This window comes from Sphingobium sp. AntQ-1 (assembly GCF_028538045.1).
Lineage (GTDB): Bacteria > Pseudomonadota > Alphaproteobacteria > Sphingomonadales > Sphingomonadaceae > Sphingobium > Sphingobium cupriresistens.
This window is the reverse complement of sequence record NZ_CP117159.1, coordinates 612,461-628,383: the sequence shown is the minus strand read 5'-3', so window position 1 is coordinate 628,383 and position 15,923 is coordinate 612,461. Positions and strand designations below refer to the sequence as shown.

The window sequence follows — 15,923 nt, the reverse complement described above, 5'->3', positions numbered from 1 at the left end:
CTTAGCGTTGTTTAGCGTACCTTCCACGCTATGCCCTCAGATGGTCACCGGCATCGCATGAGCGACGGCCGTGTCCAGGCCATGCCCGGGGAACAGGAAGTCTGGCTGGTCGGCGAAAGGCGCACAACCGGTGAGCAAAAATACTACCTGTCGAACTTGCCCGCTGACGCCACACTCAAAATGCTGGCCACGGCGATCAAGGCGAGGTGGATTTGCGAGCAGGCCCACCAGCAACTCAAGGAAGAGCTTGGCCTTGATCACTTCGAGGGCAGATCATGGACAGGGCTGCACCGACATTGCCTGATGGCGATGATCGCCTTCGCCTTCCTCCAATCCCGCCGCCTCACGGCAGCGGGACGGAAAAAAAAGAGTCGGTGGACCGCCGCCGAAGCCGACCATGCCAGCCATCAGGCAGGCAATTCTCGACCTCTTCATGCAACCACCGCGAACCCGATGCCCCCACTGTGACAAATCCCTCGGGGACCCAGTTACGTAAAATCTGCCAAAGTAGTGCTAGGCGAACGCACCTAACCGATGAATAGCCACTAAAAGCTCGTCTGCTCGAAACGGTTTACGAAGAATTTTCGCTCGGCGTCCAACAGCTTGTTCGACAGCGTCTGTATCTGCAAAGCCGCTGGCGAAAAGGATAGGTAAGCCTGGCCAGCGCGCCTCGATGCACTTTGCCAATTCAGCGCCGTTCATTCCAGGCATCGCAAAGTCAATGATCGCGATGTCTGGGACATTTTCTTCCAATGCGACCAATGCCGCATCGCCATTTTCGGCTTGCGTCACGTAGTGCCCCTGGCATTCGAGCGCGCTTGCGATCATGCTTCTCACATCTTGGTCGTCGTCGACCAACAATATTTTAATGGAGCCTGTTCCCGCGATATCGACCGGTGTGACTGCTTGAACTGGGTCGTTTGGCTCTTCATCGGTGCAAGGCATGAGCACGCGCACCGTCGTGCCCTGCCCAAGAGTGCTATCGATGTGAACCGTTCCGCCTGCTTGGCGGGCGCTGCCATATATTTGGGCCAGCCCTAACCCTGTTCCCTTGCCGATCGCCTTGGTGGTGAAGAACGGTTCCATGGCCCGGCGAAGTGTGGTCTCGTCCATTCCTGCGCCAGTGTCGCCCACCGCAATCTCGACATATTCGCCATCATCGACCTCCGGATGTCCCGAGATATTACGTACTGTGGTCGAGACCGTGAGGGTGCCGCCATTTGGCATCGCGTCGCGCGCGTTGATCGCCAAATTGAGCACCATCATCTCGACCTGTGTAGCATCTGCGAGGACCGGAACTGGATGAGGATTGAGTGCGAAATCGAGTCTAATCATCGGGCCCAACGTGCGAGCCAGTAGGTTATGTAACGGCCTGATAATGTCGCAGATGATGAGTGGGGTGAGCTGGATGCGCTGAGCCCGCGCGAAGGCGAGCAACTGGGCGGTTAGCTTAGCGCCACGCTCAGCTGCCTCCAGTCCCGCCTCTGCATAACGCTGCACCCGCTCGGGTTCATCGGGACGCCGCCGGATTAAGTCGAAAGCACCCATAATGGCTGCCAGTACGTTGTTGAAATCATGTGCCATGCCCGACACCAACTGGCCCACAGCCTCCAGCTTCTGACTATGGAGCAGAGCCTCTTGCGCTTCCCGGAGCTCACGCGTGCGTATCTCGACGCGCTGCTCAAGCGTAGCATTCAATTCGCGCAGCTTTTCTTCGACGGTGGCGCGTTCGATTACCAGTCGGGTCCGCTCGGCAATCTCTTCCATGAAGGCAATGTCCTGTCGCTGCCAAGCGCGGTGATCGCGATCATTGAGATAAACGATCGTGCTCAGGCGGCCGTCGCGGACAAACGGCACAACCAGTATTGCGCGCGTATCGACCGATTGAGCGGTTTCTCGCGTTTTTGCTTCATCGCTCAGTTCGGCATCAAGAAGATCATCGATGACGACAGTTTGCCCAGCGCTGAGTGCGGCGACGATTTTTGCCCCAAACGCTTCTGCCGGATAGCGCCCGAGTAGCGGCGGCACGGTGCCGTCCGTCCAACATACGTCATACTCGAAAATATCCTCGATCGGGTCGAGCTGGCCATAGCCGGTCCGGGTCACGTTGAAGTGCGTGCCCATCAGCGCCGCAACTTCCTGCAGCGCCTCTTGCGTGTCGCGTCCGCGCAGAGCGTCCGCGATCCGTAACCTCAGCGCAATGCGCGCCTCGCGGCGCACGAATCCCTGAAACAGCCTCTCCACCGCTGCGGAACTCAAGGCCATCACAAGGATCAACACGGTAATGGCGCTGATGAGGATCGCAAGATAAGTCTGTCCCAGGCTTGCTCCGCCCGTCGTCATGTCCACCGATGACGTGGAAGTGAATATCGCGGCGCGCATGCCTGCATAGTGCATGCCCGCGATCGCCAGCCCCATGACTGCTGAGGCGACAAGCCTGTGGGACAATTTCTGATCGCGTGCGGTCAGCCACATCGCCGCCGTGGCGGCGCCGATCGCAATGAATATAGATATACCAAGCCACCCATGATCGTAGCTGAGGTCTGCGGCTATGTGCATCGCAGCCATGCCTAAATAGTGCATCGCCAGAACGCCCGATCCCATTAGCAATCCGGCGGCGGCCACGCGCCCTGCTGCCATCGTTCGCCAGTCCATTACCGCGAAGCCCGCGCCGGTGAATGCAAGTGCGATGGCGAAGGAAATCAACGTGAGAGCCAGATCGAAGCTCATCTCCATTCCCGGCATGCTGTACGCCAACATGGCGACGAAATGCATCGACCAGATGCCGCCCCCCAGCGCAACCGCCGCAGCGCCGAGCCACAGGCGGCGCATCCAGCCGGTCGAGGCGCGCATCCGCATGGCCAGGCTGAGCCCTGAAAATGACGCGAACATGGCGATAAGAATCGACAGGATAACTAGATTGCTGTCGTGCGTGCCGGTCATGATCATGACCCACTGCTCCCATAGTCAGTGCCATAGTGCAACATATCCTCAACCCCTTGGCATCATAAGGAAACAACCTCAGCAAAGATCAAGAACATCTTGAATTTATCGTGGTATCGCCACCCTGTCAGCGTGGATCATCTTCCGGCTTGAGGGTCAGCGTTGTCTCGCGAGATTGCGGTGGCAGCAACCAGCATACGGTCGCGCGTGAAATCATAGGACCTCCGCGAAACGACTGACCCAGTCCACATGGCGACTAGCTCGCAGGCCTATCTTTCCAGCATTTCTGAAATCTTGTTGGTCGTGAAGAATGGATCGGAAATGCGATAGGCGATATCCTTCGCGATAACGGCTCCATTGTCGGTGGCGCAGACCCAGGGATGATGGCCGATCAGTATAGCGCGCTGCTGTTCATGAGGCACGCCCTGTTTACCGCTATGCTCGCAATGGCGGCGTCGAACCGGTTTCGCCTGATCCCGGCGCTCGAGACCGGCATCGACAGCGGTGCTAATCAAGTGGCTGTCGCTAGGCTTCGAAGAAGCCTTTGGGCCGATGCGGCAGCAGGAGTGGTCATACTCGGATTGGTCGGGTTGCTTGGCACGCTTGAGCCGCCTGGCGGCAGCTGACGAGTGGAGACCGACGCGAGCACGCCGCCACCAAATTAAGTCCTTGACCCTGACATGGTGTCAAGGACTACATCCCTATGCGTCGAACAGGAGAAGGCAATGACCAACCCGAAATCAACGGCGCATGCAGGCCATGGCTGCTGCGGAGGTGGCGGCAAGAAGGCCCACGATCAAGCGGTCGGTCAGGTGAAGGATCCTGTTTGCGGCATGAGCGTGGACCCGTCGGCCACGCCGCACCATGCTCACCACGAGGATCAGGAATATCACTTCTGCAGTGCAGGCTGCCGCACAAAGTTCGTGGCCAATCCCGAGGCCTATCTGAACGATGCGCCTCGGCCTGAACCTGAAGCGACGCCAGGCGCGATCTGGACGTGTCCGATGCACCCTGAGGTCCGGCAAGAGGGCCCAGGAACCTGCCCGATCTGCGGTATGGCACTCGAGCCCGAGGAGCCGTCGCTCGACGACGCGCCGAACCCTGAACTCGTGGACTTCACCCGCAGGACGTGGGTGGCAGGCATTCTTACGACCCCGCTGCTGCTCGTCTCGATGGTTTCCGAATTGCTCGGCTTCCAGTTCGTGCCTGGCGAGTGGAACCACTGGGTGCAGTTCGCGCTCACCGTGCCGATCGTGCTTTGGGCCGGCTGGCCGTTCTTCGAACGTGGGTGGGCCTCGATCCGCACGCGCAACCTCAACATGTTCACGCTGGTCGCGATCGGAGTCGGCGTGGCGTTCCTCTACAGCCTCGTCGCCACGGTCGCACCGCGGCTTTTCCCACCAGCGTTCCGAATGCATGGGAGGGTGCCAGTCTACTACGAGGCCGCAGGCGTGGTAGTCACGCTGGTGCTGCTTGGCCAGGTCCTCGAGCTTCGTGCTCGTGCGGCGACCGGCCGCGCGATCCGTGCACTCATGAACCTGGCTCCGAAGACGGCTCGCCGCATCGCCGCTGATGGCTCGGAGGAGGAGCTTCAACTTTCTGAGGTCATGCAGGGCGACCGCATCCGGGTGCGCCCGGGCGAAGCGGTTCCCGTGGACGGCGTGATAGTCGATGGGCGTTCTTCGGTCGATGAGTCCATGCTCACAGGCGAGCCCGCGCCAGTGGCCAAGAGACCCGGATCAAAGCTTACGGGCGGAACCGTCAACTCCACAGGCAGCCTGGTCATGGAGGCTCAGGCGGTCGGTTCCGAAACGGTGCTTGCGCGGATCGTGAAGATGGTCGCCGAAGCGCAGCGCAGCCGCGCGCCCATTCAGGCGGTCGCCGATCAGATATCCGGCTGGTTCGTGCCACTGGTGGTGGCGATCGCAGTCGCGACCTTCGTGATTTGGAACCTGGTCGGCCCCGAACCGCGCTTCGGCCACGCGCTCCTGAACGCCATCGCGGTGCTCATCATCGCCTGCCCGTGCGCCTTGGGGCTTGCGACCCCGATGTCGATCATGGTCGGCACCGGCCGTGGTGCCCACGCGGGAGTTTTGGTGAAGAACGCCGAAGCGCTGCAGGCGCTTGAGAAGGTCGACACGCTGGTGATCGACAAGACCGGCACGCTGACCGAGGGAAAGCCGAAGCTGATCGCTATCGAGACGGTCGGCGGCTTCGACGAAGACGAACTGCTGGCCCTCGCGGCAGCCGTGGAGCAGCGCTCCGAACATCCGCTCGCACATGCGATCGTGGTCGCGGCGGAGGAACGCCGGATTGAAGTGCCGACAGCGGAGGCGTTCAACTCGACGACTGGCGCTGGTGTGGTGGCCAAGGTCGCCGGTCGGTCGGTCGCCATCGGCAACGCTGCGATGATGCGGGCGGTTGGCGCTGCACCCGAGGTTATCGAGGAGGCGGCCAAGGTGCGGCGATTCGAAGGGGCTGGCGTCATGTTAATCGCGGTGGACGGGCATCTGGCCGGCATGCTCGTGGTTGCTGATCCCGTGAAGGCGTCTGCGCGCGGAGCGATTAGCGATCTTCATGCCGAAGGCCTGCGCATCGTGATGTTGACGGGCGATGGCCGCGGCACCGCGGAGGCGGTGGCCAAGATGATTGGCGGTATCGACGAGGTGCATGCTGACCTGAAGCCGGAAGACAAGGCGAGAATCATAGGGGAGCTAAAAGCGAAGGGTGCCGTGGTGGCCATGGCCGGTGACGGCATCAACGACGCACCGGCGCTCGCTGCGGCAGACGTGGGTGTAGCCATGGGCACGGGCACGGACGTTGCTATCGAGAGCGCGGGCATGACGCTGACGAACGGCGATCTATCGGCTATGGTCCGAGCGCGCCGGCTGGCAAAGGCAACGATGCGGAACATTCGCCAGAACCTGTGGTTCTCGTTCGTCTTCAATGGGGTCGGTGTGCCAGTCGCGGCCGGGGTGCTGTACCCGGTGGTTGGCATTCTGCTCTCGCCCATGCTGGCAGGCGCCGCGATGGCGCTCTCGTCATTTGCTGTGGTGACGAATGCGCTGAGGCTCAATAGGGTGCGGCTGTGAACATCGGCCAAGCCTCAAATGCGAGTGGCGTCTCGCAGCGAATGATCCGCCACTATGAGAAGATTGCGCTGATCCCCGCGCCCCCGCGCCGGGACAGCGGCTATCGCGACTATTCGGACGCCGATGTCGCGAGACTGCGGTTCGTCGCCCACGCCCGCGACCTTGGCTTCCCTATCGAGGAGATCCGGGCACTGCTAGGCCTATGGCTAGACAAGTCGCGATCAAGCGCAGACGTGAAGGCGCTCGCCGCCGCGCGCGCTGCGGAACTGGGCCGCAAGGCCAAGGCACTGGAGCAAATGCGCGCGACGCTGCTGGACCTTGCAGCGAAGTGCCATGGGGATGAACGGCCTGACTGCCCGATTATCGAGCAGCTTGCCGGCTGAGCGTATCACTCCGGAGAGGGCCATCTTGCGGTGATTGGCTGATATTTCGAGATGGCTGCGGTGCAAACGCTGGTGTTGCACCGGTCGTTTAATCGCGGCCTTGATGGCAATAGAATAGAAATTTCCCGGCCGGATTGATTCTTAACTGTTCGCTAAGGACGAAATATATGGATCGGTTGCGGTAGCGCTTCGTTTCGGATGGGGAGGGCCAGCAGTGACAAAGCCAGTATCCGTTCGAATCGCGAAACGTATTAAACTTTTCGAGCCTGCGCTGGTTCGTTATCAGCATGCTGTTGAACGGATACATCTGTTGGACCTGTCTTGCACAGGTGCGCTGGCCCATGGTGCCAACCCGCCCGCTGTTGGTACGATCATACGGATCGAATGCAAGACGCTCTCCATCGCCGCTCGGACCGCTTGGGTCCGTGGTCCTAAATATGGAATGGCATTTCTAACCCCCCTATGCTCCGACGATTTGAATAATTTGATAGCGATCGCAGCAGCCATTCGCCCCGCTGCTACCCCAGGAAGGTCTCGAATTGGTATCGCCTATCAGCGATGAATGAAGTGAATGCGCTTGATAAAGAGATACAGGCGACGACGACGCGGCTTATTAATGCGCGTTGTCGCCGTCCCCTTTTCGGCATCGAATCCGTGAAAGTCACATCCAGCCCGCGCACGCGCCCATGCCAGCCCGTCGCTGCGACCTAGCGGTTGATAGCGTTGACCATCATGCAGCCTTATGAAGGATAATTGGGTATATCGCGCTGCGTTCCCATAAGATGCGCGCTTGGAGAGCGTCAACAATCTTACGGAAAGCTGCTTTAAAACCTGCTGGTTCATCCCATACGCGTTCCGGCGGCCAATCTGTATTGCAGGCGATCAGGTCATGGCGCCAGGCCAGCAGCTCGTCGTGATAGCGTCGCATGATTTCTGGCTTTATCTGTTCGCTGCACTGTTCCAACAGCGCCGCTTCTGCTTTGCAATGCGCAGTCACGGTACGTGACAACGCCAGGCGTGCGCGGTTTAGTTTGTCAGAGCTGCGCGCTGGGAAGTCCTCAACCACCCCCAGAATGGCTCGCGCCAAATCGAGCATTTCACGATGTTGCACGTCTAAATACTCTGTCATCCTTGGCTCCCTCGGTTGGCGAACGCATTTTGTCGCAAAGCCGAACTTAAGAACGGGTTAAACGGTCAAGAATTTAGGACCAGTTCCAAAAACCTATCGCTTGGACGGAGGTTGGTGCTGGACACGGGGAGCCGGTTCAATCTAGACTCAGATCGGCTGTCAGTCCATGGTTTCCAACCGCTCCCTTGCACGATCGAACCTAGTGGATTGATCGGAACGGACAAGTCCGTTTAGCGGATTCCGCGGCCCGCGGCATTATGCGACGAAGCGGCTGTCAACGGGCACCGAAGATTCCGCAAAAGTGGGCTCTCCCGCAATTTTGGTGCAGGCGTCGGGAACGAACCATGAATCTGGTTGATTCATCGAGGCTCCATAGAGGGAGCCTGTATTGCCGTGCCCAAGCGTATTCTGCCGCTTATTCCACGCCAGCTGATCGTGGAGGATGTCATTATCGAAACCGAGCGCATCGTGATCAATTGCCGGGCGCGGTTGTCTGCGCCCCGCTGTCCGAGTTGCCGGCGCGTGTCGTCACGGATGCACAGCAGATACCAGCGACGCATCGCCGATCTCCCATGGCAGGGGTGCACTGTGGTACTCTGCGTTCACGTTCGTCGGTTGCGGTGTGCCAACCGGAGGTGTGAGCAGCGTATCTTCGCCGAGCGCGCTGAGAACGTTGCCGCCCGCCACGCTCGTCGCACGCTGCGCGTGCGTGATGTCCAGCGTTCCGTCGGCCTAGCCCTTGGCGGCGAAGCGGGTGCTCGTCTCGTTGAGCGGCTGAGCATGCGCGTCAGTGCTGACACGATGCTTCGGATCGTTCGCGCTGATCGGCAGGTCCACCAGGGTGCGCCGCGTGTCCTGGGCGTTGATGATTGGGCATGGCGAAAGGGGCAGCGGTACGGCACCGTGCTGGTGGATCTTGAGGCCCACCAAGTCGTTGACTTGCTACCGGATAGGGAGAGCGAGACACTTGCCGCGTGGCTGAAGTCCCACCCCGGCGCGGAAATTATCGCGCGCGATCGCGCCGGCAGCTACGCCAAGGGCGCGCGCGAAGGCGCCCCTTTGGCTCGGCAGGTTGCTGATCGCTGGCACATGCTGCGCAATTGTTCGGATGCACTGCTCTCCGTCGTGGAGAAGCGATATAAGCTCGTTCGTGAGGTCGGGCGCTCGCTCGCGAATGATGTTTATCCGGATCGACCGCTAGAACGACCAGCAACCATCGGTATGTCCGGTGCCGCGCTCGATCATCAAAGGCGAAGCCGGGCGCAGCGGAACATAATGTTCGATGCGGTCGTCAGCTTGCGCGACAAAGGCTGGACCATATCGGCAATAGCGCACGAAACCGGCCGAGATCGCAAGACGATCCGCCAGTGGCTTCTCGACAAACAACCTGGAACCTGGGAACGCGCGTCGCGTCACCCCGCGAACGCCTTCGAAACATATCTCGTCTCGCGCTGGGAGGATGGCTGTCGCAATGCCACTCAGCTCTACCGCGAGGTGTGCGGGCTAGGCTATCGTGGCGAAGCGCGTAGCTTTCGTCGCTGGATCGAGGCTCGGTTACGCGATGGCCGGTCGCCACCTACAGCGCCATCTGTCAGACATCCACGCTGGAAAGCACCATCCCCGCGACAGGCAGTCAGGCTCCTCACCACGTCCAGCGATACACTCTGTCAGGACGATGCGCGGTTCGTCGATGCCGTGCGCGCCGCCTCGCCCATAATCGCGGAATTTGCCGACCTTGCGCGGCGCTTCCACGCCATACTGGTCGGACGCGAAGCCGTAGAGTTCGAGCCATGGCTTGCCCAGGCACTTGGAAGCGCCATCGCTTCGTCGCGCGCGGCCTCCGGCGCGATATCGATGCGGTGCGCGCCGCATTGATCTTGCCGTGGAGCACTGGACCGGTCGAAGGCAAGATCAACAAGCTCAAGTTCATCAAGCGTTCCATGTACGGCCGGGCTGGCCTTGACCTACTCCGGGCACGTATCATGGCATGACACCTGCACCGAAATTGCGGGAGAGCCCACTTTTGCGGAGAATTGCACGACCCATGACAGCGGCATGCGTAGCGGTATCACCTTCGTCGTCACGGCAGCGGATCGGGCGCGGCTTGAGGCTCTTGTTTCGGCACGGGGGTCGCCCCAGAAGCACGTACGGCGGGCGCGGATCATCCTTCTCACGGATGACGCGCTGGGCACCGCCTCGATCATGGCGCAGACAGGCAAGTCGAAGACTTGCGTGTGGCGCTGGCAAGAGCGGTATATGGTCGAAGGTGTCGATGGTCTGCTCCGTGACAAAACCCGTGCTCCTGGCATCGCGCCGATTGCTACGAGGCTCGACGTCATGTTGGAAAATGTTTCAAATGACGTGCGCGATTGGCTCGACGAAGGTGTCGCTTTTCAACATGTGTGGCTGAATATATCTTCAGCCGACCTGCGCAGGAACATGCCGGTCCATGAATATCTCAGCGCCGGGTTTGCAAAGGCAAATGTGCCTCTAAAACACCTGATCGTTGAAGTTACAGAAGGGGTTTATCTCGATGATCGCGACGACAATGTCGGCGCCAAAATTGCACAAATGCGACATCATGGTCTCAAGGTTGCGCTCGACGACTTTGGTACGGGCTTTGCCTCGCTCACCCATCTTCTGACGGTACCGGTCGACATAATAAAGATTGACCGTTCGTTCGTTGCGGGCCTCAAGAATGGTAGTGCCAGTGCGGCAATCGTCGAAGGGCTTTCGTCCATCGGCCAGAAGCTGGATATTCGCCTTTTGGCCGAAGGCATCGAGACGGAGAGCCAGGCGCGTCATCTACTCGCTTTGGGGTGTCGCATTGGGCAGGCGTTCCTCTATTCGCCAGCTGTCTCCCGCTCGGAGATGACTAAACTCCTTCATCTCTATGCGCAGTGGTCGGGTGCATGCCGTACCATCGGAGCCCTTTGGCGGCGCTCGCCTGACGAAATGTCGGAAGGACGAGCAGCGGGAACCGAATGATAAGCCATCCGAACCACGACGAAAGCAGTCGCGTGATATTCAAAGTGGCTGAAATGCGGACTGCCACCTAAAAAAAGCGGAAATCTGGTGGGAGGACGGGAAGAACGCTGTGAGCCCGCCTTTGGCGATTAAAAAATCCGCAGTTGGGTGGCGACGTGTCGAATTATTACTGAGCTTGTCGGATTAGCCACCCATAAATTTCGATCGATTTTCCAGTTAAGGCGTGAATCTGGCAATGTCCGTCTAGCGACCCGTAATCAGTGGGCTTGATGGCGGCGTCGGAAAGGCAAGCGGCGCGATTGCCGCGCCACGATAGCCCGCAGTGCTCACAGCGTAGAGCTTGAGGCCTATGACGCTATGCGCCATCAAAGTCATCGAGATCTGCATAAGGATGATGGTAGCGGTGCCCCACCACAATGCCGGATGGACGTAGCCTCGGCGGCGATGATCCGCGACGATTGCAATCAGCGGCCACATCATCACTGCTGCGAAAACGCCCCATTCTGCATAGGGGACAAGCAGCGGCATCGGCAAAAGGCGGCCAAAGGCTGGTCCGGTCAGGATCGCCATGGCGCAAAACATGAAACGCCTGTGCCATTCGGTCCGCTTGCGCATCGATATCGCCACAATGACCAAGCTGCCAAAGCACAGAACCGAAAGAATGTTCATCACGAGAAAATATGCAGGGAGGAAGAAGAACGGCGTCGTTGCGTTTCGCGTCATTGCGACTGTCGTATATATCCCGACACCAACCATGGCGCTGGCCCAACCAGCGCCTACCCAACCGAGCCGACGGTGCAGGGCGATCGATCCCCGTGTGACGAGGAAATTTTGGGAGACGAACAGCACCACCCAACCAAAAAAGATGAAGGCGTGGAGGTGGACAAGTGGCGGCGCGCCGAACGTCGAGCGCCCTGTTGCCGCCTGAAGGGAAAAGCCGGCCACGATAGTCAAAGCCATCGCGATCGCCATCTTCAAAAAGAACCGATCATCCCGCCCATATCCACGTAGCGGTTCAGCCAAAGTCGCCATCTGCAGCCTCCACGGCATTTGGTGATGAAGATAACGCAACCAGAGGCACGGCTCAACCTGTGCAGCAAAGCTATCCAAATGGACCTTAACTATTTAATTCGGTTGATCGTTTCATTTCGGCCAAGCTGCCAATTAGTGGTAATAATTGGTTTCGAGGCGACGATTAGCTGACGGTCTGCTGCTGGCGAGCGAGTTTTGATCGCGGAAAGGCCGGAATGGGTCGATATCGGCGGACAGCATCTGGGACGTTTTTCCATTTCCTGCCGACCTGCTGAACAGCGGATATTGCTTTAAGCCATCATTTGCTACGCTCAAAGGTGGATGAAGCATCGCGCAGCTTCCGGCGAGCGCGTTGCCATAAGAGGCTGTTTGGAAAATCGGCTGAAGGGGTTGCGTCGGGGCTATCCGTCTGATTCAGGCTCTGGATGTGGACCCAGCAGAGCCGAGGGCGAATTGCCCGGATTGCCAAGAAGACGAAACGCTACCCCAGTGACCTGACCGATGAGGAATGGGGTCGCCTGTCACCGTTGATGCCCCAGCCGGGGCGTCGGGGCCGCCCCCGCGAGGTGGATTTCCGCGAGGTGATCAACGCGGTCCGCTACCTTGTTCGATCGGGCTGTGGCTGGCGCATGCTGCCAATCCATTTCGGGGCGTGGCAGACGGTCTATGGCTGGTTTCGCGAACTGGCGCGCAGGTTCCTGTTCCAGACGATCCATGACATTGAGTTGATGCTGGATCGTGAGCGCCAGGGGCGGGAGGCCAGTCCGAGCGCTGCGGTGATCGACAGCCAGTCGGTCAAGGCACCATCGGCGGAAAAGCGCGGTTTTGACGCCGGAAAGAAGGTGGTCGGGCGCAAGCGACATATCGCCGTCGATACCGATGGCCGGTTGCTGATGGTCAACCTCACCACGGCAGACATTTCTGACAGTGCGGGCGCCCAGACCATCCTCGACGGCATCCGCAAGCGATGGCCTTGGGTCAAACATCTCTTCGCCGATGGCGCCTATGACCGTCTCAAACTCATGGACAAGGCCAGCTATCTGGATTTCGTCATCGAGGTCATCCGCCGAAGCGATCAGCAGAAAGGCTTCAAGGTGCTGCCCCGGCGATGGGTCGTCGAGCGGACCTTTGGCTGGATGATCCGCTGGCGCCGATTGGTTCGCGACTACGAGAAGCGCATCGACGTATCACACGCCATGATCCTCGTCGCCATGGGCGGCAATCTCCTACGACGAAACGCTCATCCCTGATTTTCCAAACGGACTCTAAGAAGGAGCCAGTGGATCAACTTCCTTTCCGATCAAAGCGGCGATAGCAGACATGGTGCCACGCGCTTGATTTCCGAATAGTATGCTCGATCGACCACGCAAACGCATCTCCAAACCCGGCGTCGTATGCAGGAACTGCCAGTCGGCGTGGCCTGGATCGCATTGAAATTGCCACTTGACCATAAATCTATCTAGGTAGATTTACTGTGCATGTCTCGAACACGTGCGCTCTCATCCCATGCTCGGAAGGTTCTTGTCGCCCTGCTTGATGCCGGTGACCAATGGTCACACGGCTATGAACTGGCGCAGCTTGCCGACGTGAAATCCGGCACACTCTACCCGCTTCTGATCCGTCTGGAGGCGCAGGGCTACCTCGAGGCGGAATGGCAGCAGCCGGCTGAAGGGGGACGTCCGCCACGACACGCCTATCGGCTGACAGCAAGCGGCGTCCAGCTCGCCCGCGCAAATCATCCCGGTCAGGCGGCAATGTCGGCCTTGCGACGTCGGGAGGCGACCATATGAGTGTTGGTCTTCGCCGCGGCCTCATTGATCTAGCCTGCCGCGCCCTGCAAGCAACGTTGCCTTTCTCGTTGCAGTCGTGGGGATGGGCGGTGCGTTACGAAGCGGCCACCATCCGAGACGATACCGAGGCACTTCTGTTCACGCTCGACAGCCTGTGCGGGCTCATGCCGCGTGCGGTCGCATCGCATCTGCTCCAAACCTTTGCCTCGCTCATCGGCGACGGTTCTCAATTCTCGGAAGGATCGACCACCATGAACATCTTCGACGCCGCGATACGTCGGCCTCGTACTCTCGGCATCATCTGTGCGATCGGTGCGGTCGTGCTCGGCGTCGTCTATATGGCAATCGCTGGCGCGCCGATGCGCTATATTGGGATCAACGTAGGCGCACTGGCTATTGGCCTGACGATGCTGGCGCTGCTCGAGCGCACTGTAGCGGCGGGTCAGCGATGGACGGACGGTGCGATCACTGCGATGGCGGGCGCGCTGCTAGCCACCGCTTTTCTTGGCTCCGAGGTTGATGGCGCAGCGCGCTGGGTGAGCTTCGGGGGACTAGCCATCCAACCGAGCCTGATCCTGTTGCCGGTAATGCTCATCGCCTTCTCGCGCAGTCGTAGCGTGCTGGCAACCGCCGGCATCATCGCAGCCGCAGCTGCAATGGCGCTTCAACCCGACCGGGCTATGGCAGGAATGCTCGTACTATGCCTTGCTGCGCTCGCGGTCATACGCCGTGACATGCTTGCCGCCGTGGCACTCGCCGCCGGCGTCACCGGTTTCGCGGCAACGCTGGCTCGTGCCGATACGCTGCCAGCAGTCCCCTATGTCGACCAGATTCTCTACTCGTCGTTCGACGTTCATGTCGGGGCCGGTCTGGCGGTGTTGGGAGGTATGGCGATGCTCCTGATCCCCGCAATCGTCGGCTGGAGCCAAGATAACAACAACTGCGCGACCTACGCCGCTTTCGGCGCAGCCTGGTTCGCTGCGATCATGGCTGCTGCCCTCGGCAACTATCCGACACCGATCGTGGGTTATGGCGGCAGTGCCATTATTGGCTATGCACTGAGCCTCCTGGCGCTGCCGAAACTGTCTCGTGTTCGTGCTGGGGCTGTTTGCCGTAGATCAGGTGCCAAAGATGGATCGCCGTCCGACAGGCGCCTGTTCGTCGCACTGGCCTGATTGTATGGCTGCGTCGACTGCTGGTCGACACCTGCTGGAATAGCGGAACGTCTGCACCTTAGGATCGTAAAGCAGCGGCTAAAGGGCTGCAAAGGGTCGACATCGGTAGACGGAACGTGGGACTTTACTGCCGTTCGCGACAACGTGTCTCAAGGCAGGTTCTGTCAGAAGGCGACATTTGGCTTCGGCCCAAACCGGGTAATAGAGCCACAAGTAGTGGGCCGAAGCCCCCCGTGTCATTACGATGATGTGAGCTTGGAAACGGGACCTTGCCAAATCTCGACCCGCAATTTCCTAGCGAACGGAAACATTCCGCCATTGGGGTCGTGATCGGTACCGTGAATGCCAGGCCGTGAATCACGCCAGACTCACGATTGGCCATTGCCCACCAAGTTCCGGTCATCGGCTAACGAGCGCAAAATGCGCGAAGTCGCGACGCCAACGATTTGCGTTAACCTAAGTCAGTCCGCATATTTTTTGCGGAACTGTCGGACTGGGGACCGGTAATCTGGCTGGGGTGACAACGAGAACAGGGATGCCCGTGAAATCCTCTTTCGCTATCGCACTATTAGCCTGGACTGCGCTGACAGGACCGGCCGTCGCGCAATCGTCCATGTCGCCTAATGCGGCGCCACCACGCCCTGCGCCCTCTTCTACCACGCGCCCACCCGTACCTGCCGCCGACATGCAGGCCGTCCTTGACGCGCATGCTGCGATCAGCAAATCAGTGCTTCAAGCCCTTGGCCATGTTCACATGCGCCGTGACGATAGGTACCATGGCAGTGGCAAAGACCTTGAGCGAAGGCACGTCCCCGCCAGTTGAGTAGGCGCGCAGGGTCGCCAATGTTTTCTCGTGAGCCATGGTTTGCGCGTCGGCATAGGCGGCGTCAAACTCAGCGCCTTGCTTGCCCTTGAGCGTTTCGAGTGCCTCGACCTGCGCCGCCGCAAGTGTCGGATCGGGCGTGAGCACAGGCGTCGCCTCGCTTGCCGCCTTCTTTAGCTTCGCGCTGGATTCGGTGTGGCCCTTGATCATCGACTGGGCAAAGGCTTTTGTCGCAGCAGACGCAGCGTTGGTCGCAGCGAGCTTGGAGCTTTCGATCTCAAACGCATCGCTCGCAGCGGCGGCATTTGCGAACATCTGCCCGGCGCTAAGCGCGGGCGGAGCCTCTGTCGTGACAGGACCGGCGGAATTCGCGACTGCGTTGTTGTTGACCATGGGTTCGTCTTTCTTCCCGCAGGAAGCCAGGGCCAGTGCCGATACCGACAGTGTGACAAGGATGCTGGGCTTCATAGTCTATCTCCCTTTCGGTACGGTCACCGATCACGCTTGAACATTCTTCGCGCATTGACGTTCCAACGGACCTTTGTGCCGATTGCTCCGTTTTCCATAC

At 59.6% G+C, this 15,923-nt stretch carries 12 protein-coding genes and 3 pseudogenes; 11 read left to right on the top strand and 4 right to left on the bottom strand.

Annotation, left to right across the window (positions count from 1 at the left end; genetic code table 11):
- Positions 1-42: 42 nt before the first annotated feature.
- Positions 43-468, top strand: a pseudogene (locus tag sphantq_RS21810) (IS701 family transposase); the annotation flags it as partial.
- A 45-nt stretch (positions 469-513) separates the two neighbouring features.
- Here sphantq_RS21810 and sphantq_RS21805 read toward each other — a convergent pair.
- Positions 514-2,949 (bottom strand): MHYT domain-containing protein, encoded by a 2,436-nt coding sequence (locus sphantq_RS21805; RefSeq protein WP_169575230.1) that lies wholly within the window; start codon positions 2,947-2,949, stop codon positions 514-516.
- A 374-nt stretch (positions 2,950-3,323) separates the two neighbouring features.
- Between sphantq_RS21805 and sphantq_RS21800 the strand changes: the two genes are divergently transcribed.
- The 3 genes from sphantq_RS21800 (at position 3,324) to cueR (ending at position 6,418) form a co-directional block, all read left to right on the top strand.
- A complete protein-coding gene (locus sphantq_RS21800) occupies positions 3,324-3,569 on the top strand; it encodes a CopD family protein (RefSeq protein ID WP_169575229.1) in 246 nt (81 codons plus the stop codon).
- A 99-nt stretch (positions 3,570-3,668) separates the two neighbouring features.
- Positions 3,669-6,035 carry a heavy metal translocating P-type ATPase gene (locus sphantq_RS21795; protein WP_169575228.1) on the top strand — a complete coding sequence of 789 codons (2,367 nt, stop codon included), beginning with the start codon at positions 3,669-3,671 and terminating at the stop codon, positions 6,033-6,035.
- Positions 6,032-6,418: a Cu(I)-responsive transcriptional regulator gene (cueR, locus tag sphantq_RS21790; protein ID WP_169575227.1), complete on the top strand. Its 387-nt coding sequence runs from the start codon at positions 6,032-6,034 to the stop codon at positions 6,416-6,418. The genes sphantq_RS21795 and cueR overlap by 4 nt, the downstream gene beginning before the upstream one ends.
- Positions 6,419-7,148: 730 nt before the next feature.
- On the opposite strand, the gene sphantq_RS21785 is transcribed toward cueR, so the two are convergent.
- Complete coding sequence (locus sphantq_RS21785; protein WP_169575226.1) at positions 7,149-7,547, bottom strand: hypothetical protein; 399 nt, start codon at positions 7,545-7,547, stop codon at positions 7,149-7,151.
- A gap of 393 nt (positions 7,548-7,940) precedes the next feature.
- Here sphantq_RS21785 and sphantq_RS21780 point away from each other — a divergent pair, with 393 nt between their 5' ends.
- The 4 genes and pseudogenes from sphantq_RS21780 to sphantq_RS21770 all read left to right on the top strand — a co-directional run bounded on the left by sphantq_RS21780 (position 7,941) and on the right by sphantq_RS21770 (position 10,535).
- Positions 7,941-9,422, top strand: a complete 1,482-nt coding sequence (locus sphantq_RS21780; protein ID WP_169575225.1) for an ISL3 family transposase — start codon at positions 7,941-7,943, stop codon at positions 9,420-9,422.
- A pseudogene (locus sphantq_RS24445) lies at positions 9,377-9,538 on the top strand (ISL3 family transposase); the annotation flags it as partial. The gene sphantq_RS21780 and the pseudogene sphantq_RS24445, both read left to right, overlap by 46 nt.
- Before the next feature lie 64 nt (positions 9,539-9,602).
- Positions 9,603-9,863 (top strand): annotated as a pseudogene (locus sphantq_RS21775) (helix-turn-helix domain-containing protein); the annotation flags it as partial.
- Between the two features lie 21 nt (positions 9,864-9,884).
- The gene (locus sphantq_RS21770; protein ID WP_235955257.1) at positions 9,885-10,535 is read left to right on the top strand and encodes an EAL domain-containing protein; all 651 of its coding nucleotides are present in this window, start codon (positions 9,885-9,887) and stop codon (positions 10,533-10,535) included.
- A gap of 243 nt (positions 10,536-10,778) precedes the next feature.
- Here sphantq_RS21770 and sphantq_RS21765 read toward each other — a convergent pair whose 3' ends face one another.
- Positions 10,779-11,567 carry a hypothetical protein gene (locus tag sphantq_RS21765; protein WP_235955256.1) on the bottom strand — a complete coding sequence of 263 codons (789 nt, stop codon included), beginning with the start codon at positions 11,565-11,567 and terminating at the stop codon, positions 10,779-10,781.
- 425 nt (positions 11,568-11,992) lie between these two features.
- On the opposite strand from sphantq_RS21765, the gene sphantq_RS21760 reads away from it, so the two are divergent.
- From sphantq_RS21760 to sphantq_RS21750, 3 genes are all read left to right on the top strand, one after another.
- Positions 11,993-12,817, top strand: a complete 825-nt coding sequence (locus sphantq_RS21760) for an IS5 family transposase (RefSeq protein WP_272799736.1) — start codon at positions 11,993-11,995, stop codon at positions 12,815-12,817.
- 228 nt (positions 12,818-13,045) lie between these two features.
- Positions 13,046-13,357, top strand: a complete 312-nt coding sequence (locus tag sphantq_RS21755) for a PadR family transcriptional regulator (protein ID WP_169575222.1) — start codon at positions 13,046-13,048, stop codon at positions 13,355-13,357.
- Positions 13,354-14,532 carry a hypothetical protein gene (locus tag sphantq_RS21750; RefSeq protein WP_235955255.1) on the top strand — a complete coding sequence of 393 codons (1,179 nt, stop codon included), beginning with the start codon at positions 13,354-13,356 and terminating at the stop codon, positions 14,530-14,532. The genes sphantq_RS21755 and sphantq_RS21750 overlap by 4 nt, the downstream gene beginning before the upstream one ends.
- A gap of 724 nt (positions 14,533-15,256) precedes the next feature.
- On the opposite strand, the gene sphantq_RS21745 is transcribed toward sphantq_RS21750, so the two are convergent.
- Complete coding sequence (locus tag sphantq_RS21745) at positions 15,257-15,823, bottom strand: DUF4142 domain-containing protein (RefSeq protein ID WP_069063939.1); 567 nt, start codon at positions 15,821-15,823, stop codon at positions 15,257-15,259.
- Positions 15,824-15,923: the final 100 nt, after the last annotated feature.

Excerpts from the sequence above, each read along its gene's own strand:
- sphantq_RS21805 (WP_169575230.1), bottom strand. The coding sequence starts at position 2,949 with ATGATCATGACCGGCACGCACGACAGCAATCTAGTTATCCTGTCGATT.
- sphantq_RS21800 (WP_169575229.1), top strand. The coding sequence starts at position 3,324 with ATGATGGCCGATCAGTATAGCGCGCTGCTGTTCATGAGGCACGCCCTG.
- sphantq_RS21795 (WP_169575228.1), top strand. The coding sequence starts at position 3,669 with ATGACCAACCCGAAATCAACGGCGCATGCAGGCCATGGCTGCTGCGGA.
- sphantq_RS21785 (WP_169575226.1), bottom strand. The coding sequence starts at position 7,547 with ATGACAGAGTATTTAGACGTGCAACATCGTGAAATGCTCGATTTGGCG.
- sphantq_RS21770 (WP_235955257.1), top strand. The coding sequence starts at position 9,885 with ATGTTGGAAAATGTTTCAAATGACGTGCGCGATTGGCTCGACGAAGGT.
- sphantq_RS21765 (WP_235955256.1), bottom strand. The coding sequence starts at position 11,567 with ATGGCGACTTTGGCTGAACCGCTACGTGGATATGGGCGGGATGATCGG.
- sphantq_RS21760 (WP_272799736.1), top strand. The coding sequence starts at position 11,993 with ATGTGGACCCAGCAGAGCCGAGGGCGAATTGCCCGGATTGCCAAGAAG.
- sphantq_RS21755 (WP_169575222.1), top strand. The coding sequence starts at position 13,046 with ATGTCTCGAACACGTGCGCTCTCATCCCATGCTCGGAAGGTTCTTGTC.
- sphantq_RS21750 (WP_235955255.1), top strand. The coding sequence starts at position 13,354 with ATGAGTGTTGGTCTTCGCCGCGGCCTCATTGATCTAGCCTGCCGCGCC.
- sphantq_RS21745 (WP_069063939.1), bottom strand. The coding sequence starts at position 15,823 with ATGAAGCCCAGCATCCTTGTCACACTGTCGGTATCGGCACTGGCCCTG.